Source organism: Klebsiella sp. PCX (assembly GCF_021869705.1).
Classification (GTDB): domain Bacteria; phylum Pseudomonadota; class Gammaproteobacteria; order Enterobacterales; family Enterobacteriaceae; genus Klebsiella; species Klebsiella quasipneumoniae.
Genome location: NZ_CP091527.1, coordinates 346,451 through 372,778, shown reverse-complemented (window position 1 = coordinate 372,778; position 26,328 = coordinate 346,451). Strand labels below are relative to the sequence as shown.

At 60.8% G+C, this 26,328-nt stretch carries 24 protein-coding genes and 1 pseudogene; 19 read left to right on the top strand and 6 right to left on the bottom strand.

Annotated features, from left to right (window positions below):
* Positions 1–70 precede the first annotated feature (70 nt).
* The 10 genes from phnF (at position 71) to phnP (ending at position 7,749) form a co-directional block, all read left to right on the top strand.
* Positions 71–796, top strand: a complete 726-nt coding sequence (gene phnF, locus GQR96_RS01715) for a phosphonate metabolism transcriptional regulator PhnF (RefSeq protein ID WP_004206378.1) — start codon at positions 71–73, stop codon at positions 794–796.
* Positions 797–1,249, top strand: coding sequence for a phosphonate C-P lyase system protein PhnG (gene phnG, locus GQR96_RS01710; protein WP_004206376.1), 453 nt, complete (start codon positions 797–799; stop codon positions 1,247–1,249).
* Positions 1,246–1,830, top strand: coding sequence for a phosphonate C-P lyase system protein PhnH (phnH, locus tag GQR96_RS01705; RefSeq protein ID WP_004206375.1), 585 nt, complete (start codon positions 1,246–1,248; stop codon positions 1,828–1,830). Before phnG ends, phnH begins: the two co-directional genes overlap by 4 nt.
* The gene (locus GQR96_RS01700) at positions 1,831–2,895 is read left to right on the top strand and encodes a carbon-phosphorus lyase complex subunit (RefSeq protein ID WP_065904791.1); all 1,065 of its coding nucleotides are present in this window, start codon (positions 1,831–1,833) and stop codon (positions 2,893–2,895) included. It begins immediately after the preceding gene.
* Positions 2,888–3,736 (top strand): alpha-D-ribose 1-methylphosphonate 5-phosphate C-P-lyase PhnJ, encoded by an 849-nt coding sequence (locus GQR96_RS01695; protein WP_065904788.1) that lies wholly within the window; start codon positions 2,888–2,890, stop codon positions 3,734–3,736. Before GQR96_RS01700 ends, GQR96_RS01695 begins: the two co-directional genes overlap by 8 nt.
* On the top strand, positions 3,733–4,491 hold the full coding sequence (gene phnK, locus GQR96_RS01690) for a phosphonate C-P lyase system protein PhnK (RefSeq protein WP_004206373.1): 759 nt from the start codon (positions 3,733–3,735) through the stop codon (positions 4,489–4,491). Before GQR96_RS01695 ends, phnK begins: the two co-directional genes overlap by 4 nt.
* Before the next feature lie 107 nt (positions 4,492–4,598).
* Positions 4,599–5,279 (top strand): phosphonate C-P lyase system protein PhnL, encoded by a 681-nt coding sequence (gene phnL / locus GQR96_RS01685; RefSeq protein ID WP_004206372.1) that lies wholly within the window; start codon positions 4,599–4,601, stop codon positions 5,277–5,279.
* Positions 5,276–6,412 carry an alpha-D-ribose 1-methylphosphonate 5-triphosphate diphosphatase gene (gene phnM / locus GQR96_RS01680; protein ID WP_004206370.1) on the top strand — a complete coding sequence of 379 codons (1,137 nt, stop codon included), beginning with the start codon at positions 5,276–5,278 and terminating at the stop codon, positions 6,410–6,412. Before phnL ends, phnM begins: the two co-directional genes overlap by 4 nt.
* The gene (gene phnN, locus GQR96_RS01675) at positions 6,412–6,975 is read left to right on the top strand and encodes a ribose 1,5-bisphosphokinase (protein ID WP_004206368.1); all 564 of its coding nucleotides are present in this window, start codon (positions 6,412–6,414) and stop codon (positions 6,973–6,975) included. Before phnM ends, phnN begins: the two co-directional genes overlap by 1 nt.
* 15 nt (positions 6,976–6,990) lie before the next feature.
* Positions 6,991–7,749 carry a phosphonate metabolism protein PhnP gene (phnP, locus tag GQR96_RS01670; RefSeq protein ID WP_048294028.1) on the top strand — a complete coding sequence of 253 codons (759 nt, stop codon included), beginning with the start codon at positions 6,991–6,993 and terminating at the stop codon, positions 7,747–7,749.
* 22 nt (positions 7,750–7,771) lie between these two features.
* On the opposite strand, the gene yjdP is transcribed toward phnP, so the two are convergent.
* Positions 7,772–8,125 carry a DDRRRQL repeat protein YjdP gene (yjdP, locus tag GQR96_RS01665; RefSeq protein ID WP_004206366.1) on the bottom strand — a complete coding sequence of 118 codons (354 nt, stop codon included), beginning with the start codon at positions 8,123–8,125 and terminating at the stop codon, positions 7,772–7,774.
* Between the two features lie 70 nt (positions 8,126–8,195).
* Positions 8,196–10,481, bottom strand: coding sequence for an ATP-binding protein (locus GQR96_RS01660; RefSeq protein ID WP_032456861.1), 2,286 nt, complete (start codon positions 10,479–10,481; stop codon positions 8,196–8,198).
* A gap of 179 nt (positions 10,482–10,660) precedes the next feature.
* Here GQR96_RS01660 and GQR96_RS01655 point away from each other — a divergent pair, with 179 nt between their 5' ends.
* The 4 genes from GQR96_RS01655 (at position 10,661) to GQR96_RS01640 (ending at position 15,230) form a co-directional block, all read left to right on the top strand.
* Positions 10,661–12,181 carry a sugar ABC transporter ATP-binding protein gene (locus GQR96_RS01655; RefSeq protein WP_032456860.1) on the top strand — a complete coding sequence of 507 codons (1,521 nt, stop codon included), beginning with the start codon at positions 10,661–10,663 and terminating at the stop codon, positions 12,179–12,181.
* On the top strand, positions 12,178–13,176 hold the full coding sequence (locus GQR96_RS01650; RefSeq protein ID WP_004206363.1) for an ABC transporter permease subunit: 999 nt from the start codon (positions 12,178–12,180) through the stop codon (positions 13,174–13,176). The genes GQR96_RS01655 and GQR96_RS01650 overlap by 4 nt, the downstream gene beginning before the upstream one ends.
* 30 nt (positions 13,177–13,206) lie before the next feature.
* Positions 13,207–14,148 (top strand): ABC transporter substrate-binding protein, encoded by a 942-nt coding sequence (locus GQR96_RS01645; protein ID WP_004206362.1) that lies wholly within the window; start codon positions 13,207–13,209, stop codon positions 14,146–14,148.
* 74 nt (positions 14,149–14,222) lie between these two features.
* A complete protein-coding gene (locus GQR96_RS01640) occupies positions 14,223–15,230 on the top strand; it encodes a carbohydrate kinase family protein (RefSeq protein WP_017900095.1) in 1,008 nt (335 codons plus the stop codon).
* 50 nt (positions 15,231–15,280) lie between these two features.
* Here the strand turns inward: GQR96_RS01640 and GQR96_RS01635 are convergent, their stop codons facing one another.
* Positions 15,281–16,009, bottom strand: coding sequence for a response regulator (locus tag GQR96_RS01635; RefSeq protein WP_004206359.1), 729 nt, complete (start codon positions 16,007–16,009; stop codon positions 15,281–15,283).
* A gap of 272 nt (positions 16,010–16,281) precedes the next feature.
* Between GQR96_RS01635 and fdhF the strand changes: the two genes are divergently transcribed.
* Both fdhF and GQR96_RS01625 read left to right on the top strand, forming a co-directional pair.
* The gene (fdhF, locus tag GQR96_RS01630; RefSeq protein ID WP_077625542.1) at positions 16,282–18,429 is read left to right on the top strand and encodes a formate dehydrogenase subunit alpha; all 2,148 of its coding nucleotides are present in this window, start codon (positions 16,282–16,284) and stop codon (positions 18,427–18,429) included.
* A gap of 204 nt (positions 18,430–18,633) precedes the next feature.
* On the top strand, positions 18,634–19,320 hold the full coding sequence (locus GQR96_RS01625) for a tetratricopeptide repeat protein (protein ID WP_004206356.1): 687 nt from the start codon (positions 18,634–18,636) through the stop codon (positions 19,318–19,320).
* A 34-nt stretch (positions 19,321–19,354) separates the two neighbouring features.
* Here GQR96_RS01625 and gltP read toward each other — a convergent pair whose 3' ends face one another.
* Together gltP and GQR96_RS01615 are read right to left on the bottom strand one after the other, a co-directional pair.
* The gene (gltP, locus tag GQR96_RS01620; protein WP_004206354.1) at positions 19,355–20,668 is read right to left on the bottom strand and encodes a glutamate/aspartate:proton symporter GltP; all 1,314 of its coding nucleotides are present in this window, start codon (positions 20,666–20,668) and stop codon (positions 19,355–19,357) included.
* 111 nt (positions 20,669–20,779) lie between these two features.
* Positions 20,780–20,980, bottom strand: a pseudogene (locus tag GQR96_RS01615) (hypothetical protein).
* Positions 20,981–21,080: 100 nt separating this feature from the next.
* On the opposite strand from GQR96_RS01615, the gene acs reads away from it, so the two are divergent.
* The 3 genes from acs to actP all read left to right on the top strand — a co-directional run bounded on the left by acs (position 21,081) and on the right by actP (position 25,187).
* Positions 21,081–23,039, top strand: coding sequence for an acetate--CoA ligase (gene acs / locus GQR96_RS01610; protein ID WP_017900097.1), 1,959 nt, complete (start codon positions 21,081–21,083; stop codon positions 23,037–23,039).
* A gap of 184 nt (positions 23,040–23,223) precedes the next feature.
* Entirely contained in the window at positions 23,224–23,535 is a 312-nt protein-coding gene (locus tag GQR96_RS01605; RefSeq protein WP_004206350.1) for a DUF485 domain-containing protein, read from the top strand.
* Positions 23,535–25,187, top strand: coding sequence for a cation/acetate symporter ActP (actP, locus tag GQR96_RS01600; RefSeq protein ID WP_025999225.1), 1,653 nt, complete (start codon positions 23,535–23,537; stop codon positions 25,185–25,187). The genes GQR96_RS01605 and actP overlap by 1 nt, the downstream gene beginning before the upstream one ends.
* 49 nt (positions 25,188–25,236) lie before the next feature.
* Here the strand turns inward: actP and GQR96_RS01595 are convergent, their stop codons facing one another.
* Positions 25,237–26,328: a type 1 fimbrial protein gene (locus tag GQR96_RS01595; protein ID WP_017900098.1), complete on the bottom strand. Its 1,092-nt coding sequence runs from the start codon at positions 26,326–26,328 to the stop codon at positions 25,237–25,239.

Sequence of the window (26,328 nt, the reverse complement as noted above, 5' to 3'; positions counted from 1 at the left end):
CATAAACCGGTCAGGATCGGCTCACAACGCGAGGAAGCTCCTCGCCTATGCTGTGTGAGGCTTGATGACCATGCACCTGTCCAGACATCCGACCAGTTATCCCACGCGCTATCAGGAAATCGCCGCCCGGCTTGAGCAGGAGTTGCGCCACCACTATCGCTGCGGTGACTATCTGCCCGCCGAGCAGCAGCTGGCGACGCGCTTCGACGTTAACCGCCACACCCTGCGCCGGGCGATCGACCAGCTGGTTGAGCGCGGCTGGGTACAACGCCGTCAGGGCGTGGGCGTGCTGGTGCTGATGCGGCCGATCGATTACCCGCTCAACGCCCAGGCGCGTTTCAGCCAAAACCTGCTGGAACAAGGCAGCGATCCCACCAGCGAAAAACTGCTGTCGGTACTGCGCCCCGCCAGCGCGCACGTTGCCGAAGCCTTTGGTATTAGCGAGGGCGAGAACGTCATTCATCTGCGCACCCTGCGCCGGGTCAATGGCGTCGCCCTGTGCCTGATTGACCACTACTTCGCCGACCTGCGCTTCTGGCCGGTGTTACAGACCTTCAGCCACGGCTCGCTGCACGACCTGCTGCGCGATCGGCTTGACGTCGAACTGACCCGGGTGCGCACCAAAATCAGCGCCCGTCGCGCACAGGCGAAAGAGAGCAAACTGCTGGAGATCCCCAATATGGCGCCGCTGCTCTGCGTCCGCACCCTCAACAGCCGCCAGGGCGAGCAGGCCGCCACCGAATACTCCGTCAGCCTCACCCGCGCCGACATGATTGAATTCACCATGGAGCACTGAATGCACTTCGATACCGCCACCCGCCAGCGCTGGATGTCCGTGCTGGCCCACAGTGAACCGCAAGATCTTCTGGCGCGCATGCACTCCCTGCAGCTGGCGCCGGAGTATGAACTGATCCGCACTCCCGAGACTGGCCTGGTGCAGCTTCAGGCCCGGATGGGCGGTATCGGCGACCGTTTCTTCGCCGGCGACGCCACGCTCACCCGCGCCGCGGTACGTCTGGCCGACGGAACGCTCGGCTACAGCTGGATCTTAGGCCGCGACCGCCCGCACGCCGAACGCTGCGCGGCCATCGACGCCCTGCTGCAGTCACCCCGCCATTTTCACAATTTAATGGAAACCCTGATAACCCCGCTGGAAGCGCTACGCAGCGCGCGCATTGAAGCCCGACGCGCCGAAGTCAACGCCAGCCGGGTCGACTTCTTTACCCTGGTTCGCGGAGATAACGCATGACCTTACAACCCGCTTTTTCCCTGGCTGTGCAGGATGCCCAACACAGTTTTCGTCGCCTGCTGAAAGCGATGAGCGAGCCGGGGGTGATTGTCTCCCTGCAGCAGTTACAGCACGGCTGGCAGCCGCTGAACGTCGCTTCCACCAGCCTGCTATTGACCCTTGCCGATCACGAAACGCCGGTCTGGCTCGCCAGCGCTCTGCATAACGATCTGGTGGGACAGAATCTGCGCTTTCATACCGGCGCGCCGCTGGTGGACCAGCCGCAGCAGGCGGTCTTTGCCGTCGCCAATGACGGCATCAGCGCCGAGCAGCTCAACGTCCTCTCCGCTGGCACCGTCACCGCCCCGGAGACCGGCGTCACGCTGATCGTTCAGCTCGCCAGCCTTAGCGGCGGACGCATGCTGCGCCTGACCGGGGCGGGCATTGCCGAAGAGCGAATGATCGCCCCTCAGCTGCCGGACTGCATCATTGACGAACTGACGGAGCGCCCACACCCGTTCCCGCTGGGCATTGATCTGATCCTCACCTGCGGCGAGCGCCTGCTGGCGATCCCGCGCACCACTCACGTGGAGGTTTGCTAAATGTACGTTGCCGTCAAGGGCGGCGAGAAGGCGATCCGCGCCGCTCACGCCTTACAGGAACAGAAACGACGGGGCGATGGACGGCTTCCCGAACTGAGCGTTGACCAGATAGGCGAACAGCTCAATCTGGCGGTGGACCGGGTGATGACCGAGGGCGGCATCGCCGACCGCGAACTGGCGGCGCTGGCGCTCAAACAGGCCAGCGGCGATAACGTCGAAGCGATCTTCCTGCTGCGCGCCTACCGCACCACCCTGCCGCGACTGGCGGTCAGCGAACCGATTAACACTGCGGAGATGCGCCTCGAACGCCGCATCTCCGCAGTGTACAAAGATATTCCCGGCGGCCAGCTGCTGGGCCCCACTTACGACTACACTCATCGCCTGCTCGATTTTACCCTGCTGGCCAACGGCGAAGCGCCGTCTGTGCAGCAAGCCGATGGCGAAGCAGAGCCGACGCCGCACGTCTTTAGCCTGCTCACGCAACAGGGGCTGGCGAAGACCGAGGAAGATCGCGGCACGCCGCCCGACGATATCACCCGCACCCCGCCGGTCTACCCCTGCTCGCGTTCCTCGCGCCTGCAGCAGCTGATGCGCGGCGATGAAGGCTACCTGCTGGCGCTGGCCTATTCGACTCAGCGCGGCTATGGCCGCAACCATCCGTTTGCCGGCGAGATCCGCAGCGGCTACGTGCAGGTGGAGATTGTCCCGGAAGAGCTGGGCTTTAGCGTCAATATTGGCGAGCTGCTGCTCACCGAATGCGAAATGGTCAACGGCTTCGTCGCCCCGCAGGATGAGCCGCCGCACTTCACCCGCGGCTACGGTCTGACCTTCGGCATGAGCGAGCGCAAAGCGATGGCCATGGCCCTCGTCGACCGCGCCCTGCAGGCGGCGGACTATGACGAAGAGATTGCCGGTCCCGCCCAGGATGAAGAGTTTGTGCTGGCCCACGCCGATAACGTTGAAGCCGCCGGCTTCGTCTCGCATCTGAAGCTGCCGCACTATGTCGATTTCCAGGCCGAACTGGCGCTGCTGAAACGCCTGCAACGGGAGAACGAACGTGGCTAACCCACTGACTGGCTATAACTTTGCTTATCTCGACGAGCAAACCAAGCGCATGATCCGCCGGGCTATTCTCAAAGCGGTAGCCATTCCCGGCTACCAGGTGCCGTTCGGCGGTCGCGAAATGCCGATGCCCTACGGCTGGGGCACTGGCGGCATCCAGTTGACCGCCAGCGTCATCGGCGAGAACGACGTGCTGAAGGTGATTGACCAGGGCGCCGATGACACCACCAACGCGGTGTCGATTCGTCAGTTCTTTAAGCGTGTTACCGGCGTCGCCACCACCGAGCGTACCGAAGACGCCACCCTGATCCAGACCCGCCATCGCATCCCGGAGACGCCGCTGGTGGAGGATCAGATCCTGATCTACCAGGTGCCGATCCCGGAGCCGCTGCGCTTTATCGAGCCGCGTGAAACCGAAACCCGCACCATGCACGCCCTGGAAGAGTACGGCGTGATGCAGGTGAAACTGTATGAAGATATTGCCCGCTTCGGCCATATCGCCACCACCTACGCCTACCCGGTGAAGGTCAATGGCCGCTACGTGATGGATCCCTCGCCGATCCCGAAATTCGATAACCCGAAAATGCATATGATGCCGGCGCTGCAGCTGTTCGGCGCCGGGCGCGAAAAGCGGATCTACGCCGTGCCGCCCTATACCCCGGTGGAGAGTCTCGATTTCGACGACCACCTATTTACCGTCCAGGAGTGGGATGAACCCTGCGCCATCTGCGGCTCGCGCCACAGCTACCTCGACGAAGTGGTGCTGGATGACAGCGGCCAGCGGATGTTTGTCTGCTCCGATACCGACTATTGCCGCCAGCAGAGCGAGGGGCAGAAAAAATGAACCAGCCATTACTTGCTGTGAATAACCTGACCCATCTCTACGCCCCGGATAAAGGTTTTCGCGATGTCTCCTTCGAGCTGTGGCCGGGAGAAGTGCTCGGCATCGTCGGCGAGTCCGGCTCCGGTAAAACCACCCTGCTGAAGGCAATCTCCGCCCGCCTGACGCCGCAGCGGGGCGAGGTGCTGTACCAGCAGCGCTCGCTGTACGCCATGAGCGAAGCCGAACGCCGCCGCCTGCTGCGCACCGAATGGGGGGTGGTGCATCAGCACCCAATGGACGGTCTGCGTCGCCAGGTCTCCGCCGGGGGCAACATCGGCGAACGGCTGATGGCCACCGGCGCCCGCCACTACGGCAACATTCGCGCCACCGCTGAAAAGTGGCTGCAGGAGGTGGAGATCCCGCCCTCGCGCATCGACGACCTGCCCACCACCTTCTCCGGCGGCATGCAGCAGCGTCTGCAGATTGCCCGCAATCTGGTCACCCAGCCGAAGCTGGTGTTTATGGATGAACCCACCGGCGGGCTGGATGTGTCCGTGCAGGCGCGGCTGCTTGATCTGCTGCGTGGCCTGGCGGTGGAGCTGAATCTGGCGGTAGTGATTGTTACCCACGATCTCGGCGTCGCCCGCCTGCTGGCGAACCGACTGCTGGTGATGAAGCAGGGCCAGGTGGTGGAAAGTGGCTTAACCGACCGGGTGCTCGACGATCCGCACCATCCTTATACCCAGCTGCTGGTGTCGTCGGTGTTGCAGAATTAATGCTGTTTTGCCGGGTGGCGGCTGCGCCTTACCCGGCCCACAGGTGCGTTATTCGTAGGCCGGGTAAGCGAAGCGCCACCCGGCAACCCAACCTCGTGAGAGCTAACATGATCCGCGTTGAAAACGTCCATAAAACCTTTGTTCTGCACCAGCAGCACGGCGTGCGTCTGCCGGTGCTGGCCGACGCCTCGCTGACCGTTAACGCCGGGGAGTGCGTGGTGCTCCACGGTCACTCCGGCAGCGGCAAATCGACCCTGCTGCGTTCGCTGTACGCCAACTATCTGCCGGACAGCGGCCATATTCATATCCGCCACGGCGACGAATGGGTGGACCTGGTCACCGCCACGCCGCGCAAGGTGCTGGAAGTGCGCAAAACCACCATCGGCTGGGTCAGCCAGTTTCTACGGGTGATCCCGCGTATTTCGGCGCTGGAGGTGGTGATGCAGCCGCTGCTCGATCTCGGGACGCCGCGTGAAGCGAGCGCCGCCAAAGCCGCCCAGCTGCTGACCCGCCTCAACGTTCCGCAACGTCTGTGGCACCTTGCGCCGTCGACCTTTTCCGGCGGCGAACAGCAACGGGTCAATATCGCCCGCGGTTTTGCGGTCGACTATCCGATCCTGCTCCTCGATGAACCCACCGCCTCACTGGATGGCAAAAACAGTGCTGCCGTGGTCGACCTGATCCACGATGCCAAAGCGCGCGGCGCGGCCATCGTCGGGATTTTCCATGACGAAGGGGTACGCCGTCAGGTCGCCGACCGGCTGCACCCCATGGGAATAACAGCATGATTATCAATAACGTAAAACTGGTTCTCGACGATGACGTGGTCCACGGTTCGCTGGAAGTCCAGGACGGTCGCATTCTCGCCTTCGCTGAAAGCCAGAGCCGGCTGCCGCAGGCGCTGGATGGGGAAGGCGGCTGGCTGCTGCCGGGCCTTATCGAGCTGCATACCGATAACCTCGACAAGTTCTTTACCCCGCGGCCGAAGGTAGACTGGCCGGCCCACTCGGCGATGAGCAGCCACGACGCAATGATGGTCGCCAGCGGCATCACCACCGTGCTGGACGCCGTGGCGATTGGCGACGTGCGCGATGGCGGCGATCGTCTTGAGAATCTGGAGAAGATGGTCAATGCGGTGGAAGAGACGCAAAAGCGCGGTCTTAACCGCGCAGAGCACCGTCTGCACCTGCGCTGCGAGCTGCCGCATCACACCACGCTGCCGCTGTTTGAAAAGCTGATCGACCGCGAGTCGGTGAGCATGGTCTCTCTGATGGACCACTCGCCCGGCCAGCGTCAGTACGCCGATCGCAGCAAGTACCGCGATTACTATCAGGGAAAATATCATCTGACGCATGACGAAATGGACCGTTTTGAAGCCGAGCAGATGGCTCTGGCCGCCACCTGGTCGCAGCCCAATCGCCAGACCATCGCCGCCATGTGCCGCGCCCGCCGTATCGCCCTCGCCAGCCACGACGACGCCACCGAGGCGCATGTGGCTGAATCCCACCAGCTGGGTAGCGTCATCGCCGAGTTTCCCACCACCCTGGCCGCGGCGCAGGCTTCACGTCAGCACGGGATGCACGTCCTGATGGGGGCGCCGAATATCGTGCGCGGCGGTTCCCACTCCGGCAACGTCGCCGCCCACCTGCTGGCGAACCACGGTTTGCTCGACATTCTCTCTTCCGACTACTATCCCGCCAGCCTGCTGGATGCCGCATTCCGCATCGCCGACGCCGAGGATAACGCCTTCACCCTGGCGCAGGCGATCCGTCTGGTCAGCAAACATCCGGCGCAGGCGCTGGGCCTTGACGATCGCGGCGTCATCGCCGAGGGGAAACGCGCCGACCTGGTGCTGGCGCACCGTCGCGGCGAGCATGTCCACATCGACCATGTCTGGCGCCAGGGAAGGAGGGTCTTTTAATGCCGGGAAAACTGATCTGGCTGGTGGGCCCCTCCGGCTCCGGGAAAGACAGCCTGCTGGCGGCGCTGCGCCAGCGCGAGCACCCGCAGCTGCTGGTGGCGCATCGTTACATTACCCGGCCCTTTAACGCCGGTAACGAAAACCATATCGCCCTCAGCGAACATGAATTTTTTACCCGCGCCGAGCAGCATCTCTTTGCCCTCAGCTGGCACGCCAACCATACTTACTATGGCATTGGCGTGGAGATCGACCTGTGGCTGCACGCCGGCTTCGACGTGGTGGCCAATGGCTCCCGCGCCCATCTGGCGCTGGCGCGGGAACGCTACGGCGAGGTGCTGGTGCCGATCTGTCTCGCCGTCTCGCCGCCGGTGCTGCGCCAGCGGCTGGAGCAGCGCGGCCGGGAAAATGCGGTGGATATCGCCCAGCGTCTGGACCGCGCCGCGCGCTATAAGCCGGACGATTGCCTGACGCTGAATAACGACGGCAGTCTCCGACAATCGGTCGATGAATTTTTCCGCCTGCTGCGCAGCCACGCGGTGCGCGAAGCGGATCCGCTGGTATAAACCAAAGGTGACACGATGAGCCTGACCCTCCGCTTAACCGGCACCGGCGGCGCTCAGCTGGTGCCGGCCTTTGGCTGCGATTGCGCGGCCTGCCGCCGCGCCCGCCGCGAGGAAAGCCATCGCCGACGCCCCTGTAGCGGGGTGGTGACGTTCAACAGCGCAGTGACGCTGCTGGACGCCGGCAGACCGGATCTGATGGAACATCATCCCGGCGGCAGCTTTCAGCAGGTGCTGCTAACCCACTATCACCTGGATCATGTGCAGGGGCTGTTTCCGCTGCGCTGGGGCGTGGGCGCGCCGATCCCGGTCTACGGCCCGCCGGACGACGCCGGCTGCGACGATCTGCTCAAGCACCCCGGCCTGCTCGACTTCAGCCATACCGTCACGCCGTTTGTGGTGTTTGAGCTGCAGGGCCTGCGGGTAACGCCCCTGCCGCTCAACCATTCGAAGCTCACCTTCGGTTATCTGCTGGAGTCGGCCCACAGTCGGGTAGCCTGGCTCTCGGATACCGCCGGGCTGCCGGACAAGACGCTGAAGTTTTTACTCAGCAACCGCCCGCAGGCGATGATCATCGACTGCAGCCATGAGCCGCGGGCGCAGACCCCGCGTAACCATAACGATTTCAATACCGTTCGCGCCCTTAACCAGGCGATAGGCTGTCCGCGGGTGATCCTCACCCATATCAGCCATCAGTTTGACGTCTGGATGATGGATAACCCGCTACCGGAAGGTTTCGAAGCGGGTTATGACGGGATGGAAATCGTGCTGGATTAGGCGTCGGTCTGCTGCGGGGCGATCAATAGTCATCGTCCAGACGACGCTGATCGCTTTCTAACTGGCGGCGATCGCGATCGAGCTGGCGCTGGCGTTCATCCAGCTGACGGCGGCGATCGTCCAGCTGGCGTTGCCGATCGTCATGCTGACGCTGGCTGTCACGGCTCTGCTGGCGACTTCCCTGATAGCGCCCGTCATCATACCGGCCATCGTCATCGTATCTGTCGTCGTCATCAGAGCGACTGCTACCCGGGTTATAGGCGTCGTTAATGGCTTGCTGAATATTGCCGATCGCGTCATCGATAATATCGGCGCGGGCGGCCAGGCTGGTCAGCGACAGAGTGCAAAAGAGCAGTGCGATTGCGTAACGTTTCATCGGGGCCAATCTCATCAGAGTCCTGCCGCTACCTTAATCATCGGCATGCCGCCCGGGTAGCGGAGGAATCTCAAATCCTCGCGTACGCTGCACTCAGCGCCTGCGCCAGCTGAGCGCGGGTGAAGGGCTTACGCAGCCACTCCACCTCCGGCAGGGCCGGGTTCTGCGCCGGGCGCAAATCCTGACCGCTGATCAGCAGCACCGGCAGCGCCGGAAAGCGGCGGCGCGCGGTATGGATCACATCGGCGCCGCTCAGCCCGCCGGGCAGCATCAGATCGCTAATCAACAGGGCAATATCCGGCGAGGCCTCCAGCAGCTGCAGCGCCTCTTCCCCGCTGGCGGTTTCCAGCGTCAGCCAGCCCAGCTGATGCAGCTGTTCGCACAGCGTCTGGCGAACATCCTCTTCATCTTCCAGCACCAGCGCCAGCCGTTCTCCCGCCGGGATTGGTTCGTCTTCCACCGGCACCGCCGCCTTCTCTACCTCGGTCATCGCCCGCGGCAGCTGCAGCCGCACCGTCGTCCCCTGCCCCGGCGCGCTCTCCAGCGCCACCCGGCCGCCCGACTGGCGCACAAAGCCATACACCATCGACAGCCCCAGGCCGCTGCCGCTGCCGGTGGCTTTAGTGGTAAAGAAGGGTTCAAACACCCGGGCTTTCACCGCCTGCGACATGCCGCAGCCGTGATCGATCACCTCCAGAGCCACCATATCCTGCCGCTGGCCGCTGCTGCGGGTGACCCGCTGATTCCAGGTACGAATTTTAATGACGCCCGCGCGCCCGGCCATGGCGTCGCGGGCGTTCATCACCAGGTTAATCAGGGCGTTTTCCAGCTGGCCGACGTCTATCCATGCCGGCCACGCCGGCGACTGCGCCTCAATCTCCAGGCTCAAGGTCGCCGGCAGGGAGTGACGCATTAGCTCGCTGAGGTTCTCCAGCAACGGCGCCATCGCCACCGCCTGGGGATGCAGCGCCTGCTTACGCGAAAAGGCCAGCAGCCGCTGGGTCAGAAGCGCCCCGCGTTCCGCCGCCTTCAGCGCCCTGGTGAGGCGTGGCGCATCCTGCGCATTCGGCTCCACCAGCTCAAGGCTGCCGATGATCACCGCGAGCAGGTTGTTAAAATCATGCGCCAGGCCTCCGGTCAGTTGGCCGACGGCCTTCATCTTCTGGCTGTGCAACAGCGCCTCCTCCAGCTCCTGACGCTTAATCCTATCGATCTCCATCTGGGTGGTCTTCTCTTTCAGCAGCCGGGTGGTGTGCTCCAGCGACGCCGTATTGCGCGCGAAAACGTTAAAGGCGCGCGCCAGTTCGCCCAGCTCGTCGCGCCGCTGCAGGGCCGGCACCGAGACGTTCGGCTCTCCCTGAGCCAGCCGCGACATCGCCCGCGAGATAGCGGTCAGGTTAGAGCCCAGGTTACGGTAGATGTACCACCCGGCGCAGCCGGTGATCGCCAGCGCCAGCAGCGCGGAAAGCAGAATAAACATGCTGATGGAGCGCAGCTCCCGATGGCTCTGCGCCGCCCGCTGTTCGGAGGCTTCCGCCACCCGGGTCACGTACTGATTGATGTCGTCGTTAAGCAGCGCGACCAGCGCTTTGATGTGGTACATGTACCAGCTGATCGTCAGGTCGCTCTCCTCCAGCTGGGCCGACAGCGGGGCCAGCTTCGCCAGCTCCCGGGTGACGTCGGGGAGAACAAACGCCAGCGCGGGATCGGCGCTTTGAGCCGGCAGGTCGCCGCGCAGCTGGTCGAGCTGCAGAACGATCGACCGCGGCGTGACGGTATGGATCGCGGCGGCGATCAGCCGGTCCATCTCGGCTAGCCGACGAGGATCGATCGCCCGGTCCCCGCCGCGATCGTTAAGATCGGCGAGATGGCGCAGGTTGCTCTGATTCTGGTAAAGCGAACTCAGCAGCGCATTGCGCTGCAGATGACGACGCTGGCCGCGCTCCAGCATCTCCGCCACGCTCCGCTGCAGCGCGTTGCTGCGGCGAATAATACTGGCCACCAGCGCCTCCTCCTGCTGCGCCAGCGGAGCCGCTGCCAGCTGAGCCAGCGAGTGCTTCAGCGCCTGCTGCGTCGCCAGCAGCCGTTCCGCTTCGCTTTTGTACTCCAGCGCGCCCACCACCTGCGACAGGCGCACCGCGGCCGTGGCGACATTCGCCGTGTCCCGCGCCAGATCCATACTGCCGCGCATATCGTTGAGGGTCTGGCGCTGCACCTGCTCCTGCAGCTGGCTGGCGTGGTGAAAGCCGAACACCGCCACGCCGCTCACCAGCAGGGTGACGACCACCATCAGCAGATTAAAGGAGAGCAGGCGGCCACGGGCGCTGGTGAAAAACGGGTGTCGGCGAGCGGTCATAGCAACTCCGGTGAAGGAACGGTCGGCATATAGGCGTGACGGTGCAGAAAATGACGCCGCGTAACTGTGATCGCGGTTAACTATTTATCACTATGACAAATATGAATGGATTCTGACATCCTGCATTTATTTTCCGGTGGTGGACTGCTGCTATTGTTCTCGCAGACAGGAGCGCCGTGATGACCGCCACCCCGGTACTGGAAATGCGCCATATCGCCAAAGCTTTTGGCAAATTCTACGCGCTAAAGGGCGTCGACCTGACGGTCTGGCCCGGCGAGATCCATGCCCTGATGGGGGAAAACGGCGCCGGAAAAAGCACGCTGATGAAGATCCTCGCCGGCGCCTATACCGCCACCAGCGGCGAGATCCTGATCGACGGGAAACCGCAAACGATCCGCGGCCCCAAGGACGCGCTGGCCGCCGGGATCACGTTGATCTACCAGGAGATGCAGCTGGCGCCGAACCTGACCGTCGCGGAAAACATTTTCCTCGGCAGCGAGCTGGCACGTGGTGGCCTGGTGCAGCGCAAAGCCATGCTCAGCCAGGCGCAGGCGGTGATCGACCGTCTCGGCGCCCAGTTCAGGGCCAGCGACCGGGTGATGACCCTGACCATCGCCGAGCAGCAGCAAGTGGAGATCGCCCGCGCCCTGCACCGTCAAAGCCGCATTCTGGTGATGGATGAACCCACCGCCGCCCTCTCCTCGCGGGAAACCCAGCGCCTGTTCGACCTCATCCTGCGCCTGCGCGATGAGGGGATGGCGATTATCTATATCAGCCACCGCATGGCGGAAGTGTATGAGCTCTCCGACCGGGTCAGCGTCCTGCGCGACGGGCAGTATGTCGGCAGCCTGGTGCGCGACAAGCTCAACGCACCGGAGCTGGTGCGCATGATGGTCGGCCGTCCGCTCAGCGATCTGTTCAATAAAGAGCGCGATATTCCCCGCGGCCAGCCGCGCCTGCGGGTCGAGGATCTGACCGATGGCGGTAAGGTTAAGCCCAGCAGCCTGGTGGTGCATGCCGGCGAAATCGTCGGCCTCGCCGGGCTGGTCGGCGCCGGACGCTCCGAACTGGCGCAGCTGATCTTTGGCGTGCGCAAAGCCACCGGCGGGGTGATCGAGATCGACGGCGAGCCGGTGGTGATCCACTCGCCGCGCGAAGCCATCGACCATGGCATCGGCTTTCTGACCGAAAACCGCAAAGAGCAGGGCCTGTTTCTCGAACTGGCGGCCCAGGAAAACATCACCATGGCGACGCTGGAGCGCGACGCGACCTGGGGAATGCTCAACCGCCGGAAGGCGCAAACCATCTCCGATGATGCCATCCAGCTGCTGAACATCCGCGTACCGCACGCCCAGGTGCGCGCCGGCGGGCTGTCCGGCGGCAACCAGCAGAAATTATTGATTTCACGCTGGGTGGCGATTGGCCCGCGCATTCTGATCCTTGATGAACCCACCCGCGGCGTCGACGTCGGCGCGAAAAGCGAGATTTACCGCATCATGAACGACATGGCGCGCCAGGGCGTCGCCATTCTGATGATCTCCAGCGAACTGCCCGAAGTGGTGGGCATGAGCGACCGGGTCTATGTGATGCGCGAAGGGACTATCGCCGGCGAGCTGCAGTCCGGCGATATCAGCCAGGAACAGATCATGACGCTGGCCACCGGCGTGAACGATTCTCACCTTAAGGCAGGGCAACTATGAGCATACCGAAAGAGACCTCCGCGCCGGTCGCGAAATCCGCTTCGGCGAAAAAAATGCTGATGGGCGACCTGATGCAGACCGTCGGCATTCTGCCGATCCTCATCCTGATCGTCGCCGTCTTCGGCTTTATCGCCCCCAACTTCTTCACGGAAAGCAATCTGCTGAATATCACCCGCCAGGCCTCGATCAACATTGTGCTGGCGGCGGGAATGACCTTCATCATCCTCACCGGCGGCATTGACCTTTCCGTCGGCTCCATTCTCGGCACCACCGCGGTGGCGGCAATGGTGGTCTCGCTGATCCCGGAGCTGGCGTTGCTGTCGATTCCGGCGGCGCTGATGCTCGGCCTGCTGCTCGGCCTGTTCAACGGCGCGCTGGTGGCCTTCGCCGGGCTACCGCCGTTTATTGTCACTCTCGGCACCTATACGGCGCTGCGCGGCGCCGCCTATCTGCTGGCCGACGGCACCACGGTGATCAACTCCGATATCAGCTTCGAGTGGATCGGCAATGACTACCTCGGCCCGGTGCCGTGGCTGGTGGTCATCGCCCTGGCGGTTATCGCGGTGTGCTGGTTTATCCTGCGCCGAACCACCCTTGGGGTGCATATCTACGCGGTGGGCGGCAACATGCAGGCGGCGCGGCTGACCGGCATTAAAGTCTGGCTGGTGCTGTTGTTTGTCTATGGCATGAGCGGCCTGCTCTCCGGCCTTGGCGGAGTGATGAGCGCCTCCCGGCTGTACAGCGCCAACGGTAACCTCGGGGTCGGCTACGAGCTGGACGCCATCGCCGCGGTCATTCTTGGCGGCACCAGCTTCGTCGGCGGGATCGGCACCATCACCGGTACGCTGGTGGGGGCGCTGATTATCGCCACCCTCAATAACGGTATGACCCTGATGGGGGTCTCCTACTTCTGGCAACTGGTGATCAAAGGGGCGGTGATCATCATTGCGGTGCTGATCGACAAATACCGTACCCGACATCATCAAAGTGCATAACAACACCATCTTACCTGCGAGGAAAAGCGAATGCGTTTAAAACCGATAGTCACCGCGCTGTGTGCTGGCGCGCTGCTGGCCGCCTCCCCTTTTGCGTCGGCCAAAGAGCTGAAAGCGATTGGCGTGACGGTGGGCGACCTTGCCAACCCGTTCTTTGTGCAGATCACCAAGGGCGCGGAGCTGGAGGCCCGCAAGCTGGCGGGGGATAACGTCAAAGTGACGCTGGTCTCCAGCGGCTACGATCTGGGCCAGCAGGTGGCGCAGATCGATAACTTTATCGCCGCCAAAGTCGATATGATTATCCTCAACGCCGCCGATTCGAAAGGCATTGGCCCGGCGGTGAAACGGGCCAAAGAGGCCGGGATCGTGGTGGTGGCGGTTGACGTTGCCGCCGAAGGGGCCGACGCCACCATCACCTCCGATAACACCCAGGCGGGCGAGCTGGCCTGTAAATACATTAGCGATCGTCTGAACAACAAAGGCAACGTGGTGATCATCAACGGGCCGCCGGTCTCCGCCGTACAAAACCGCGTCGAAGGCTGCGAAACGGAGTTCAAAAAACACCCGGATATAAAAATTCTGTCCTCCAACCAGAACGCCAAAGGCAGCCGGGAAGGCGGACTGGAGGTGATGACCTCCCTGCTGGCGGCCAATCCGAAGATTGACGGCGTGTTCGCGATCAACGATCCGACAGCGATTGGCGCCGATCTGGCAGCGAAACAGGCGCAGCGCAGCGAGTTCTTCATCGTCGGCGTCGACGGCAGCCCGGACGGCGAAGAGGCGCTGAAGCGTAAGAACTCCTTGTTTGTCGCAACGCCGGCGCAGGATCCGCAGGTGATGGCGGCGAAGGCGGTGGAAATTGGCTACAACATCCTGCAGGGCAAACCGGCCCCAACCGCGCCGGTGCTGATCCCGGTGACCATGATCGACAAAAACAACGTCAGCTCTTACAAAGGCTGGACCGTGAAATAAGCGCAACCGGGCGCACGATCGTTCCGCCGATTGTGCGCTACGCTTAACAAGTATGACGGCGCGGAGTAGCGATCATGGAACGTAAAGGCATTATTGCCGCAGGCAACATGCTGGTCGATCATGTCCACCAGATCAGACAGTGGCCGGAGCGCGGCTGGCTGGTGGAGATTATGCATAGCGAACGCGCCACCGGCGGCGCGCCGCTGAACGTCCTGCTGACCCTGGCCAAAATGCACGCCGGCCTGCCGCTGCAAGCGGTCGGCCTGATTGGCGAGGATAACGATGGCGACTACATTACCGCCATGCTCGATCAGTACCATATCAATCGCCAGCTCGTGCAGCGCACCAGCTCTGCCCCCACCTCGATGACTCAGGTGATGACCGACGCTGACGGTCAGCGCACCTTCTTTCACTCTCCCGGCGCCAACCGCCTGCTTGACCTTCCGGCCTTTGAGCCGCTGGATGCGCCGCTGAAAATTTTCCATCTCGGCTATCTGCTGCTGCTTGAGAGTCTCGATCGCCCCGACGAAGTGTACGGCACCCGCAGCGCGCGACTGCTGGCGCAGATGCGCGAGCGAGGCTATGAGGTTTCCCTCGATCTGGTGTCGCGCAAGGGCGACCCGCGCTACCGCCCGCTGGTCCTGCCGGCGCTGGCGCATCTTGACTACCTGACCATCAATGAACTGGAAGCCAGCGAGTTTAGCGGGCTGGAGATTCGGCTACCCAACGGCGAGCCGCACGTCGCCAATATCGCCAGCGCCGCCAGCGCATTGCTTGACGCCGGCGTGCGCCAACGGGTGGTGATCCACTGCCCGGAGGGGGCATGGGGCGTCTCACGTACCGAAGCCGGGCGCTGGGTGCCGTCATGGCGGCTGCCGCCGGAGGAGATTGTCGGCAGCGTCGGCGCCGGGGATGCCTTCTGCGCCGGCCTGCTGTACGGCAGCCACGAACGCTGGCCGTTAACCGACAGTCTGCAGCTGGCCCACGCCTGCGCCCGCGCCAGCCTGCAGGCTGCCAATGCGATCGACGGCGCCAAAACGCTCACTGAGCTACAGACGTTTATTCAGTTGCAAAATAATTAGAAGGGTTGACTCCCCCAGCAATGGCCAGGCCGGTTAGACAGCTTCCCGCCCTATGCCGCCTTCTCGCTGTGGGTCACGTCGGCGGAAAAGACATAGCCCAGGCCGCGCAGCGTTTTAATCAGCGTCGGCTGATGCGGGTTCAGCTCGATTTTGCGCCGCAGGCGCATGATCAGCACATCGATGGTGCGGTCGAACACCTCGGTGCTTTCGGTATGGGTCAGCGCCAGCAACTGTTCGCGGTTCAGTACCCGGCGGGCGTTCTGCGCCAGCGCCAGCAGCAAACCGTATTCTCCCTGGGTCAGCGGGATCGCCTGCTGCTGCGGGTTATACAGCTCACAGCGGGTGGTATCCAGCCGCCAGCCGTTGAACGTCAGGCCGGCGGCGACGCCCGGCGCCTCGCTGGCCAGCGCCCCGCTGCGCCGCAGCACCGCCTTCACCCGGGCGACCACCACCCGCGAACTGAACGGTTTGGCGATGTAATCATCGGCGCCCATCTCCAGGCCCACCACCACATCGGACTCACTGCCCAGGCCGGAGAGCATCACCACCGGCAGCTCCGGCCGGGTGCGCTGCAGCTGCTGAAGCACCTGCAGGCCATTGGTATCCGGCAGGATCATATCCAGCAAAACCAGCGCGATGTCCGCCCGCTGCGCCACCGTCGCCAGCGCGTCGCCGCCGGTCTGGCAGACCAGCACCTCAAACGCGTGCGCGCCGAGCACATCTCTGAGCAGCTCGCCCATCGCTATGTCGTCATCGACCACTAAAATGACCGGTTTCATCTTTGCCTCTGCCCGCGGGGAGTTAGTGTCAGTCTGATCGATTCTGCAAGGCTGCGCCGACAAATTCCTCTCCCGGTGACATTTTTTCAAGCGCCGTCACATCTCCAGGGTATCGACACGTCAAATCTGTCGACAGGCTGTTTTTCGTCAGCATTTCGCCCAAAAAAGCCGGGTATCATCAAGGAATACCCACAATGAAAATATGGCATAGAAGATGCATAGTGACGGCGCGATAGCGCAAACGCGCCCATTGAATAACTGGAGCAAGACCGATGAAAAAAGTCGTCACGGTTTGCCCGTATTGCGCATCAGGTTGCAAAATCAATCTGGTGGTCGATAACGGCAAAATCGTTCGGGCTGAAGCGGCGCAGGGGAAAACCAACCAGGGAACCCTGTGCCTGAAAGGCTATTATGGCTGGGACTTTATTAACGATACCCAGATCCTGACGCCGCGCCTGAAAACCCCCATGATCCGTCGTCAACGCGGCGGCAAGCTGGAAGCTGTCTCCTGGGATGAGGCGCTGGATTACGTCGCCACTCGCCTCAGCGCCATTAAAGCCAAATATGGCCCGGATGCGATCCAAACCACCGGCTCCTCCCGCGGCACCGGTAATGAAACCAACTATGTGATGCAAAAATTCGCGCGCGCCGTTATTGGTACCAATAACGTCGACTGCTGCGCTCGCGTCTGACACGGCCCTTCGGTTGCAGGTCTGCACCAGTCGGTCGGTAACGGCGCCATGAGTAATGCCATCACGGAGATTGATAACACCGATCTGGTGTTTATCTTCGGTTACAACCCGGCGGATTCCCACCCTATCGTGGCGAATCACGTCATTAACGCTAAACGCAACGGGGCGAAAATTATCGTCTGCGACCCGCGCAAAATTGAAACCGCGCGCATCGCCGATATGCACATTGCGCTGAAGAACGGCTCGAACATCGCGCTGCTCAACGCCATTGGCCACGTGATTATTGAAGAGGATCTGTACGATAAATCCTTCGTCGCCAGCCGTTCCGAAGGCTTCGAGGAGTATCGCAAAATCGTTGAAGGCTATACGCCGGAGTCGGTGGAGGAGATCACCGGGGTCAGCTCCCAGGAGATCCGCGCCTGCGCCCGGATGTACGCCAGCGCCAAATCCGCCGCCATTCTGTGGGGCATGGGCGTGACCCAGTTCTACCAGGGCGTGGAGACCGTACGTTCCCTGACCAGCCTGGCGATCCTCACCGGCAACCTCGGCAAACCGAGCGTCGGCGTCAACCCGGTGCGTGGCCAGAACAACGTCCAGGGCGCCTGCGATATGGGTGCGCTGCCGGATACCTATCCAGGCTACCAGTACGTTAAGTTCCCGGAAAACCGCGAGAAGTTCGCCAAAGCCTGGGGCGTCGACAGCCTGCCGGCGCATACCGGCTATCGCATCAGCGAGCTGCCGCACCGCGCGGCGCACGGTGAAGTGCGGGCGGCGTACATTATGGGTGAAGATCCGCTGCAGACCGATGCTGAACTGTCAGCGGTGCGCAAAGCGTTCGACGATCTGGAACTGGTGATCGTCCAGGACATTTTCATGACCAAAACCGCCTCCGCGGCCGACGTCATCCTGCCGTCCACGTCGTGGGGCGAGCACGAAGGCGTGTACACCGCAGCGGACCGCGGCTTCCAGCGCTTCTTTAAAGCCGTGGAGCCGAAGTGGGATCTGAAAACCGACTGGCAGATCATCAGCGAAATCGCTACCCGGATGGGTTATCCGATGCACTACAACAACACCCAGGAGATCTGGGACGAGTTGCGGCATTTGTGCCCGGACTTCTACGGCGCCACCTACGAGAAAATGGGTGAGCTCGGCTATGTGATGTGGCCGTGCCGCGATGAGTCCGACGCCGATCAGGGGACGTCGTATCTGTTTAAAGAGAAGTTCGATACCCCGAACGGGCTGGCGCAGTTCTTCACCTGCGACTGGGTCGCGCCGATCGATAAGCTCACCGACGAGTACCCGATGGTGCTGTCGACGGTGCGCGAAGTCGGCCACTACTCGTGCCGTTCAATGACCGGTAACTGCGCGGCGCTGGCGGCGCTGGCGGATGAGCCTGGCTATGCGCAAATCAACACCGCCGACGCCGAACGGTTAGGCATTGAGGATGAAGCGCTGGTGTGGGTGAATTCGCGCAAGGGTCGGATCATCACCCGCGCGCAGGTCAGCGACCGGCCGAATAAAGGCGCGGTGTATATGACCTACCAGTGGTGGATTGGCGCCTGTAACGAGCTGGTGTCGGAGAACCTGAGCCCAATAACCAAAACGCCGGAGTACAAGTACTGCGCGGTCAACGTTGAGCGGATTGCCGATCAGCGCGCGGCGGAACAGTACGTGATCGACGAGTACAACAAGCTGAAATCCCGCCTGCGCGAAAGCGCGATGGGTTAAGGTTCGACGGCCATCCCCGATATCCGGGAACCCTCCCCGGTGGCGCTTACGCTTACCGGGGCTACCAACCGAATACCGAACCGTAGCCCGGATAAGGCGCTACGCGCCGCTATCCGGGTATTCACCCCGCTAATTCCCGCCATTTTCTTCTTTTTCGCCTCCCTTTATACTGCGCGCTATGTTCCTTGCTGATAATAAATACAAATGAAATACCTCTTTTTATTTTTACTGGTTTTCACCAGCGGCGCAGCGGTGGCCACCGAACCCGGCAGTCAGTATCAACAGCAGGCGGAAGCCGGCGATCGTCGCGCGCAATATTACCTTGCGGATACCTGGGTCAGCTCCGGCGATTATCAGAAAGCCGAATTCTGGGCCCAGAAAGCAGCGGCGCAAGGCGATGGTGACGCGCTGGCCCTGCTGGCGCAGCTCAAAATTCGCAATCCGCAGCAGGCGGACTATCCGCAGGCCCGCCAGCTGGCGGAAAAAGCCGTTAAGGCCGGCAGTAAATCCGGGGAAATCGTCCTCGCGCGGGTGCTGGTGAACCGTCAGGCCGGTCCCACCGACGTGGCGCACGCCATCACGCTCCTGCAGGATGCCGCCCAGGACAGCGAAAGCGATGCGGCGGTAGACGCCCAGATGCTGCTCGGGCTGATCTACGCCAGCGGTGTGCACGGCCCGGAAGATGATGTGAAAGCGAGCGAATACTTCAAAGGCAGCTCAGCGCTCTCGCGGACCGGCTATGCCGAATACTGGGCCGGGATGATGTTCCAGCAGGGGGAGAAAGGCTTTATCGAACCGAATAAGCAGAAGGCGCTGCACTGGCTGAACGTTAGCTGTCTTGAGGGATTTGATACCGGCTGCGAAGAGTTTGACAGGATCAGTAAAGGATAAGAAAAAGCCCGGCACTCGCGCCGGGCTTTGTGTTTTATTGGGCGGTTTTATCAAACTTGCCCAGCACTTCGCGTTCATACGCCAGCGCTTTTTTACGGTCGAACTTATGCTCCCACTTGGCGATAACCAGCACCGCCAGCGCATTGCCCACCACGTTCAGCGCGGTACGCGCCATGTCGAGGATACGGTCAACGCCGGCGATAAAGGCGAGACCTTCCAGCGGGATCCCGACGCTGCCCAGGGTGGCCAGCAGCACGACAAAGGAGACGCCCGGCACGCCAGCGATCCCCTTCGAGGTCACCATCAGGGTCAGCACCAGGGTGATCTCCTGCCAGATGGAGAGGTCGATGCCGTAGAGCTGGGCGATAAAGATCGCCGCAATGCTCTGATACAGCGTTGAGCCATCGAGGTTAAAGGAGTAGCCGGTCGGCACCACGAAGCTGGTGATCGACGCCGGCGCGCCATAGGCTTCCATTTTCTCGATAATTCGCGGCAGCACACTCTCGGAGCTGGCGGTGGAGTAAGCCAGAATCAGCTCATCTTTTAGGATGCGGATCAGGATCCAGATGCTCAGGCCGCACAGGCGGGCGACAATCCCCAGCACCACCAGCGCGAAAAACAGGATCGCGAAGTAAACCAGCAGCACCAGCTTGGCCAACGGCCACAGCGAGGCGAACCCGAAGGTGGCGACGGTCACTGAAATCAGGGCGAACACCCCGATCGGCGCATAGCGCATCACCATATGGGTGACTTTGAACATGGTTTCGGAGATGGAGCGGAAGACCGTCACCAGCGGTTCACGGTGCGTCGCCGGCAGCGAGGAGAGCCCCAGACCAAACAGCACCGAGAAGAAAATAATCGGCAGCATATCGCCTTTCGCCATCGACGCCACGATGTTGGTTGGCACCAGCGACAGGATGGTGCCCATCAGGCCATGCGCATGGCTCTGCACCTCAGCGGTGGTATTCTGGTATTTCGAAATATCAACCGCCGCCAGCTGCGACATATCAATGCCCGTTCCCGGCTGAAAGACGTTGGCCAGGGTGATACCCAGCACGATCGCCACCGTGGTGATCACTTCGAAATAGATAATCGTTTTGGCGCCGATCCGGCCTAACTGTTTGGCATCGCCCACGCCGGCAATCCCGACCACCAGGGTCGAAATAACAATCGGGACCACGATCATTTTAATCAGATGGATAAAGATATCGCCCGCCGGTGTCAGCAAATTGCTAATCAACCAATCGCGACTTTCGGCGTGGTAATGCAGATAACTGCCCAGAAGGATACCCAGCACCAGGGCTAGCAAAATTTGCCAGGCCAGACTGACTTTTTTTGTTTTCTTCACTACTGACTTCCTCAATGAAAGGCACCATTCCTTTTCGTCATGGTACCCACTGCAGGGGGTATGAATTGTGTTGCGTTGCTTTGTGGGGTTATTTAACGCGCAATATCAGTATCATTTGCACGGCATGCTGCGCAAGCCTTTAAGAACAGGGCTTTCCTCTGCTTTTCTGCATAAAGCAGCGAATTTCCCCCAGTTACCTTGCATAAGTATTTGTAATAAAAAATATTTCACACCATCCATTTCTATAAATTCATTTGCGTAATTATTTCACTTCAAAGTTTCATTTGACGAAATTTCACTCAGTTGAATCATTGCGTGATCTGCCCCCCAATTAACAAACAAAGCTGTCAAAACCCCTACTCTTAACGTTTGTTTGACATATATTTAACAAGTTCAAAGGAGAAAAAAAGCCATGAGCCAAATACACAAACACCCTATTCCCGCTAACATTGCGGAACGTTGCCTGATTAACCCGGATCAGTACAAGGCGCAGTATCAACAATCCATAACCGACCCTGATACATTCTGGGGCGAGCAGGGGAAAATCCTTGACTGGATGCGCCCCTACACCCGCGTGAAGAATACCTCCTTCGCGCCAGGTAACATTTCCATCAAATGGTATGAAGACGGCACCCTGAACCTCGCCGCCAACTGCCTCGACCGCCACCTCGCCGAGCGCGGCGATCAAACCGCCATCATCTGGGAAGGCGACGACGCCAGCCAGAGCAAGCACATCACCTACCGTGAACTGCATGCGGACGTGTGCCGCTTCGCCAATGTGCTGCTCGGCCTCGGGATTAAAAAAGGCGACGTGGTCGCCATCTATATGCCGATGGTGCCGGAAGCCGCGGTGGCGATGCTGGCCTGCGCCCGCATCGGCGCCATCCACTCGGTGATTTTCGGTGGCTTCTCGCCGGAGGCAGTGGCCGGACGCATTATCGACTCCAGCTCGCGCCTGGTGATCACCGCGGATGAAGGGCTGCGCGCCGGTCGCGCCATCCCGCTGAAGAAAAACGTCGATGACGCGCTGAAAAACCCGAACGTAAACAGCATTGAACACGTCGTGGTCCTGAAACGTACCGGCGGTAAAATCGACTGGCAGGAAGGCCGCGATCTGTGGTGGAGCGATCTGATGGCGAACGCCAGCGCCGAACACCGCCCCGTCGAGATGAACGCCGAAGATCCGCTGTTCATCCTCTATACCTCTGGCTCCACCGGTAAACCGAAAGGGGTGTTGCACACCACCGGCGGCTATCTGGTCTACGCGGCCACCACCTTTAAATACGTTTTCGATTACCACCCGGGCGATATTTACTGGTGCACCGCCGATGTCGGCTGGGTCACCGGCCACAGCTATCTGCTGTACGGCCCGCTGGCCTGCGGCGCCACCACTCTGATGTTCGAAGGGGTGCCGAACTGGCCAACCCCGGCGCGTATGTGCCAGGTCGTCGATAAGCATAAGGTCAGCATTCTGTATACCGCTCCGACGGCGATCCGTGCCCTGATGGCGGAAGGCGACAAGGCTATCGAAGGCACAGACCGCTCCTCGCTGCGCATTCTCGGCTCGGTCGGCGAACCCATTAACCCGGAAGCCTGGGAGTGGTACTGGAAGAAGATCGGTAACGAGAAGTGCCCGGTGATGGACACCTGGTGGCAGACCGAAACCGGCGGCTTTATGATCACCCCGCTGCCGGGGGCGATTGAGCTGAAGGCTGGCTCCGCTACCCGCCCGTTCTTCGGCGTTCAGCCGGTGCTGGTGGATAACGAAGGGCTGCCGCTGGATGGCGCCACCGAGGGCAATCTTGCCATCGCCGACTCCTGGCCCGGCCAGGCGCGTACCCTGTTCGGGGATCATGAGCGCTTTGAGCAAACCTACTTCTCCACCTTCAGAAATATGTACTTTAGCGGCGACGGCGCGCGCCGAGATGAAGATGGCTATTACTGGATCACCGGCCGCGTGGATGACGTACTGAACGTCTCCGGCCACCGTCTGGGTACTGCCGAGATCGAATCGGCGCTGGTGTCGCACCCGAAAATCGCCGAAGCGGCAGTGGTCGGTATTCCGCACAACATCAAGGGCCAGGCTATCTACGCCTACGTGACGCTCAATCACGGTGAAGAACCGACGCCGGAGCTGTATGCGGAAGTACGTAACTGGGTGCGTAAAGAGATTGGCCCGCTGGCGACGCCGGATGTTCTGCACTGGACCGATTCGTTGCCAAAAACCCGCTCGGGCAAAATCATGCGCCGCATTCTGCGCAAGATCGCCGCGGGCGACACCAGCAACCTCGGCGATACCTCGACTCTCGCCGATCCTGGCGTAGTGGAAAAACTGCTCGAAGAGAAGCAGGCCATTACCATGCCTTCTTAAGTAAGGACCGATTCCCTACACCCTCTCCCCCACCGGGGAGAGGATAAAAATAAGTCCCTCCCACAGGATTTCACTCGCAGGAACGCCGTCAGCGAACCGTATCCCGGCCTTTAACGCCGGAGGGGTTGCTGTCGCCAGCGTCCGCTGCGTGGATGACGAAAGGGAGACCTCTGGAGACGCTAAGATGAATGAACAACTTTGTCAGCGGATAGAAAATAGTGCGCATTTCAGGGAGCTGGTAGCATCACGGCAACGGTTTGCCGCCATTCTGTCAGTGATTATGTTAGTGATCTATGTGGGCTTTATTCTGCTTATCGCCTTCGCGCCAGGCTGGCTCGGCACGCCGCTGCACGCCGGGACCAGCGTCACCCGCGGGATCCCGCTGGGCATCGGGGTGATCGTCATTTCGTTTGTTCTCACCGGTATTTATGTCTGGCGGGCCAACGGTGAATTTGACCGTTTGACCAAGAGCGTTCTCAACGAGGTAAAAGCATGATCAAGAGAGTCCTGACGGCGCTCGCCGCCACGCTGCTGCCCCTCGGCGTTCAGGCCGCAGACGCCATTACCGGCGCGGTACAGCGCCAGCCGACCAACTGGCAAGCGATTGTCATGTTCCTGATTTTCGTCGCCCTGACCCTGTACATCACTTACTGGGCGTCAAAACGGGTGCGTTCGCGCAGCGATTACTACACCGCCGGCGGCAATATCACCGGTTTCCAGAACGGGCTGGCGATTGCCGGCGACTTTATGTCGGCAGCGTCGTTCCTTGGTATCTCCGCGCTGGTGTATACCTCCGGTTACGACGGTCTGATCTACTCGCTGGGCTTCCTTGTCGGCTGGCCGATTATCCTGTTTCTGATTGCCGAACGTCTGCGCAACCTTGGCCGCTACACCTTTGCCGACGTGGCGTCCTATCGTCTCAAACAGGGACCGATCCGCACCCTCTCCGCCTGCGGCTCGCTGGTGGTGGTGGCCCTCTATCTGATCGCCCAAATGGTTGGCGCCGGCAAGCTGATCCAGCTGCTGTTCGGCCTTAACTATCACGTTGCGGTGGTGCTGGTGGGCGTCCTGATGGTGCTCTATGTCCTGTTCGGCGGCATGCTGGCGACCACCTGGGTGCAGATTATCAAAGCGGTTCTGCTGCTGTTCGGCGCCAGCTTTATGGCCTTTATGGTGATGAAGCACGTCGGCTTCAGCTTCAATAATCTGTTTACCGAAGCGATGGCCGTCCACCCGAAAGGCGCGGCGATTATGAGCCCAGGCGGGCTGGTGAAAGATCCGATATCCGCGCTCTCCCTTGGCCTCGGTCTGATGTTTGGTACCGCCGGCCTGCCGCATATCCTGATGCGTTTCTTTACCGTGAGCGACGCCAAAGAAGCGCGTAAAAGCGTGTTCTACGCCACCGGTTTTATGGGCTACTTCTATATTCTGACCTTTATCATCGGCTTCGGCGCCATCATGCTGGTCGGCGCGAACCCAGTGTTCAAAGACGCGGCCGGGCAGCTTATCGGCGGCAATAATATGGCGGCGGTGCATCTGGCGGATGCGGTGGGCGGCAACCTGTTCCTCGGCTTTATCTCCGCGGTCGCCTTCGCCACTATTCTGGCGGTGGTCGCTGGCTTGACGCTGGCGGGCGCCTCGGCGGTGTCGCACGACCTGTACGCCAACGTCTTCCGTAAAGGGGCGACCGAGCGTCAGGAGCTGAAGGTCTCCAAAATTACGGTGCTGATCCTCGGCGTGGTGGCCATTCTGCTGGGCATCCTGTTCGAAAATCAGAATATCGCTTTCATGGTCGGCCTGGCGTTCTCTATTGCCGCCAGCTGTAACTTCCCGATTATCCTGCTGTCGATGTACTGGTCGAAGCTGACCACCCGCGGGGCGATGATCGGCGGCTGGCTGGGTCTGCTGACGGCGGTGATTCTGATGATCCTCGGCCCGACCATTTGGGTGCAGATCCTCGGTCATGAGAAAGCGCTGTTCCCGTATGAATACCCAGCGCTGTTCTCCATCGCGATCGCCTTTATCGGCATCTGGCTCTTCTCCGCGACCGATAACTCACCGGAAGGGATGCGCGAGCGCGAGCAGTTCCGCGCCCAGTTTATCCGTTCGCAGACAGGGATTGGCATCGAGAAAGGTCAGGCGCATTAAGCTCGCTTCCCCGGCCTGCTGGCCGGGGAAGCAACCCGCGGCATTTAGGTTAATTGTAGGTAAAGTTCAGGGTTCCGTTGGCGTTCGCCTGCCCAGCCTTCACCTCGGAACCGGTTTTATAATAGTTAGTCGTAAAGGAAAGTCTCTCTGTACCTGAAGCCCCTCCCGGGTTGTCCGGATTGCTGAATACGCGGTAACTGGCCTCTGCACCCGAATTCAAAACTGTCGTTCTGCTGGATGAAAACAATGTGAGATCCGTATTCAAGGGTAATGCCTTCCCATTAAGATTCAATTGCACGCCGACACCTGTTGCCGCATCAGGAGCCCATCCCAGGGATATCACGCTATTGTCTGGATTATCTCCTTGAGCTGAAGAGGCCGAGACCTTCAGTGTGACGTTCGTTCCTGGTTCGCAAGTCAGCGTCAGATTTTGTTGTGCAGAACCGACTTTTGTCGCCTTATTAAATTCAGAGGCGCTGACGTTGCCCATCTGAAATAGCAGACTTGTCACGTCAACATCGCACCCCATCGGCACCAGCTGGATTTGCGTGGAACCAGTGACGCGCAAACTGGAAGCTGCCATCGTGCCATCGCCATCTTTGATGGACACCGTTGAGGTTGGGTTACCCAAGGTCAGAGCACTACCGCTGGCGATAGCGCCGCCAGTGGCTATCAATTGCAATTGATAGACAGGGTTGTAGTGAGAGTGGTTATAAAAATAAAACAAGCTCCCCTGCCCCAATAGAAAATTCGCATCTCCTATATAATGTTCGCTATAGTCAGGTTTGATTTGGGTATTGTAACCCTCCATTTGCCCTGTGACATTAAGCCACACTTTTATTCTGATACCGATCCCCGGGACTGAAGTCGTATAGATATGATCGCTGGTGTGAGAACCCACCATTGAGGAAGCCCATTTAAACTGTGCGTAAATACCACCATTACAATTATTCATCGAAGTTTGCGGCCCGGTGATTTTCCCGGAGTCATAGAGAATGGTCCCAGCCGTATAGTTATTCGCACTCAGCAATATTCTTGGCGGCAGGTTGGCAATGGTGACATCCCCGCCATTTATATAGTTGCTGCAGGCCCAGCCACAAACTGGAGACAGCCACAGCAGCAGTAAAAAAACACGTTTCAT

Bases quoted from the DNA above. Each gene is read 5' to 3' on its own strand.
- phnF (WP_004206378.1), top strand. From the start codon at position 71: ATGCACCTGTCCAGACATCCGACCAGTTATCCCACGCGCTATCAGGAA.
- phnG (WP_004206376.1), top strand. From the start codon at position 797: ATGCACTTCGATACCGCCACCCGCCAGCGCTGGATGTCCGTGCTGGCC.
- phnH (WP_004206375.1), top strand. From the start codon at position 1,246: ATGACCTTACAACCCGCTTTTTCCCTGGCTGTGCAGGATGCCCAACAC.
- GQR96_RS01700 (WP_065904791.1), top strand. From the start codon at position 1,831: ATGTACGTTGCCGTCAAGGGCGGCGAGAAGGCGATCCGCGCCGCTCAC.
- phnK (WP_004206373.1), top strand. From the start codon at position 3,733: ATGAACCAGCCATTACTTGCTGTGAATAACCTGACCCATCTCTACGCC.
- phnL (WP_004206372.1), top strand. From the start codon at position 4,599: ATGATCCGCGTTGAAAACGTCCATAAAACCTTTGTTCTGCACCAGCAG.
- phnM (WP_004206370.1), top strand. From the start codon at position 5,276: ATGATTATCAATAACGTAAAACTGGTTCTCGACGATGACGTGGTCCAC.
- phnN (WP_004206368.1), top strand. From the start codon at position 6,412: ATGCCGGGAAAACTGATCTGGCTGGTGGGCCCCTCCGGCTCCGGGAAA.
- phnP (WP_048294028.1), top strand. From the start codon at position 6,991: ATGAGCCTGACCCTCCGCTTAACCGGCACCGGCGGCGCTCAGCTGGTG.
- yjdP (WP_004206366.1), bottom strand. From the start codon at position 8,125: ATGAAACGTTACGCAATCGCACTGCTCTTTTGCACTCTGTCGCTGACC.
- GQR96_RS01660 (WP_032456861.1), bottom strand. From the start codon at position 10,481: ATGACCGCTCGCCGACACCCGTTTTTCACCAGCGCCCGTGGCCGCCTG.
- GQR96_RS01655 (WP_032456860.1), top strand. From the start codon at position 10,661: ATGACCGCCACCCCGGTACTGGAAATGCGCCATATCGCCAAAGCTTTT.
- GQR96_RS01650 (WP_004206363.1), top strand. From the start codon at position 12,178: ATGAGCATACCGAAAGAGACCTCCGCGCCGGTCGCGAAATCCGCTTCG.
- GQR96_RS01645 (WP_004206362.1), top strand. From the start codon at position 13,207: ATGCGTTTAAAACCGATAGTCACCGCGCTGTGTGCTGGCGCGCTGCTG.
- GQR96_RS01640 (WP_017900095.1), top strand. From the start codon at position 14,223: ATGGAACGTAAAGGCATTATTGCCGCAGGCAACATGCTGGTCGATCAT.
- GQR96_RS01635 (WP_004206359.1), bottom strand. From the start codon at position 16,009: ATGAAACCGGTCATTTTAGTGGTCGATGACGACATAGCGATGGGCGAG.
- GQR96_RS01625 (WP_004206356.1), top strand. From the start codon at position 18,634: ATGAAATACCTCTTTTTATTTTTACTGGTTTTCACCAGCGGCGCAGCG.
- acs (WP_017900097.1), top strand. From the start codon at position 21,081: ATGAGCCAAATACACAAACACCCTATTCCCGCTAACATTGCGGAACGT.
- GQR96_RS01605 (WP_004206350.1), top strand. From the start codon at position 23,224: ATGAATGAACAACTTTGTCAGCGGATAGAAAATAGTGCGCATTTCAGG.
- GQR96_RS01595 (WP_017900098.1), bottom strand. From the start codon at position 26,328: ATGAAACGTGTTTTTTTACTGCTGCTGTGGCTGTCTCCAGTTTGTGGC.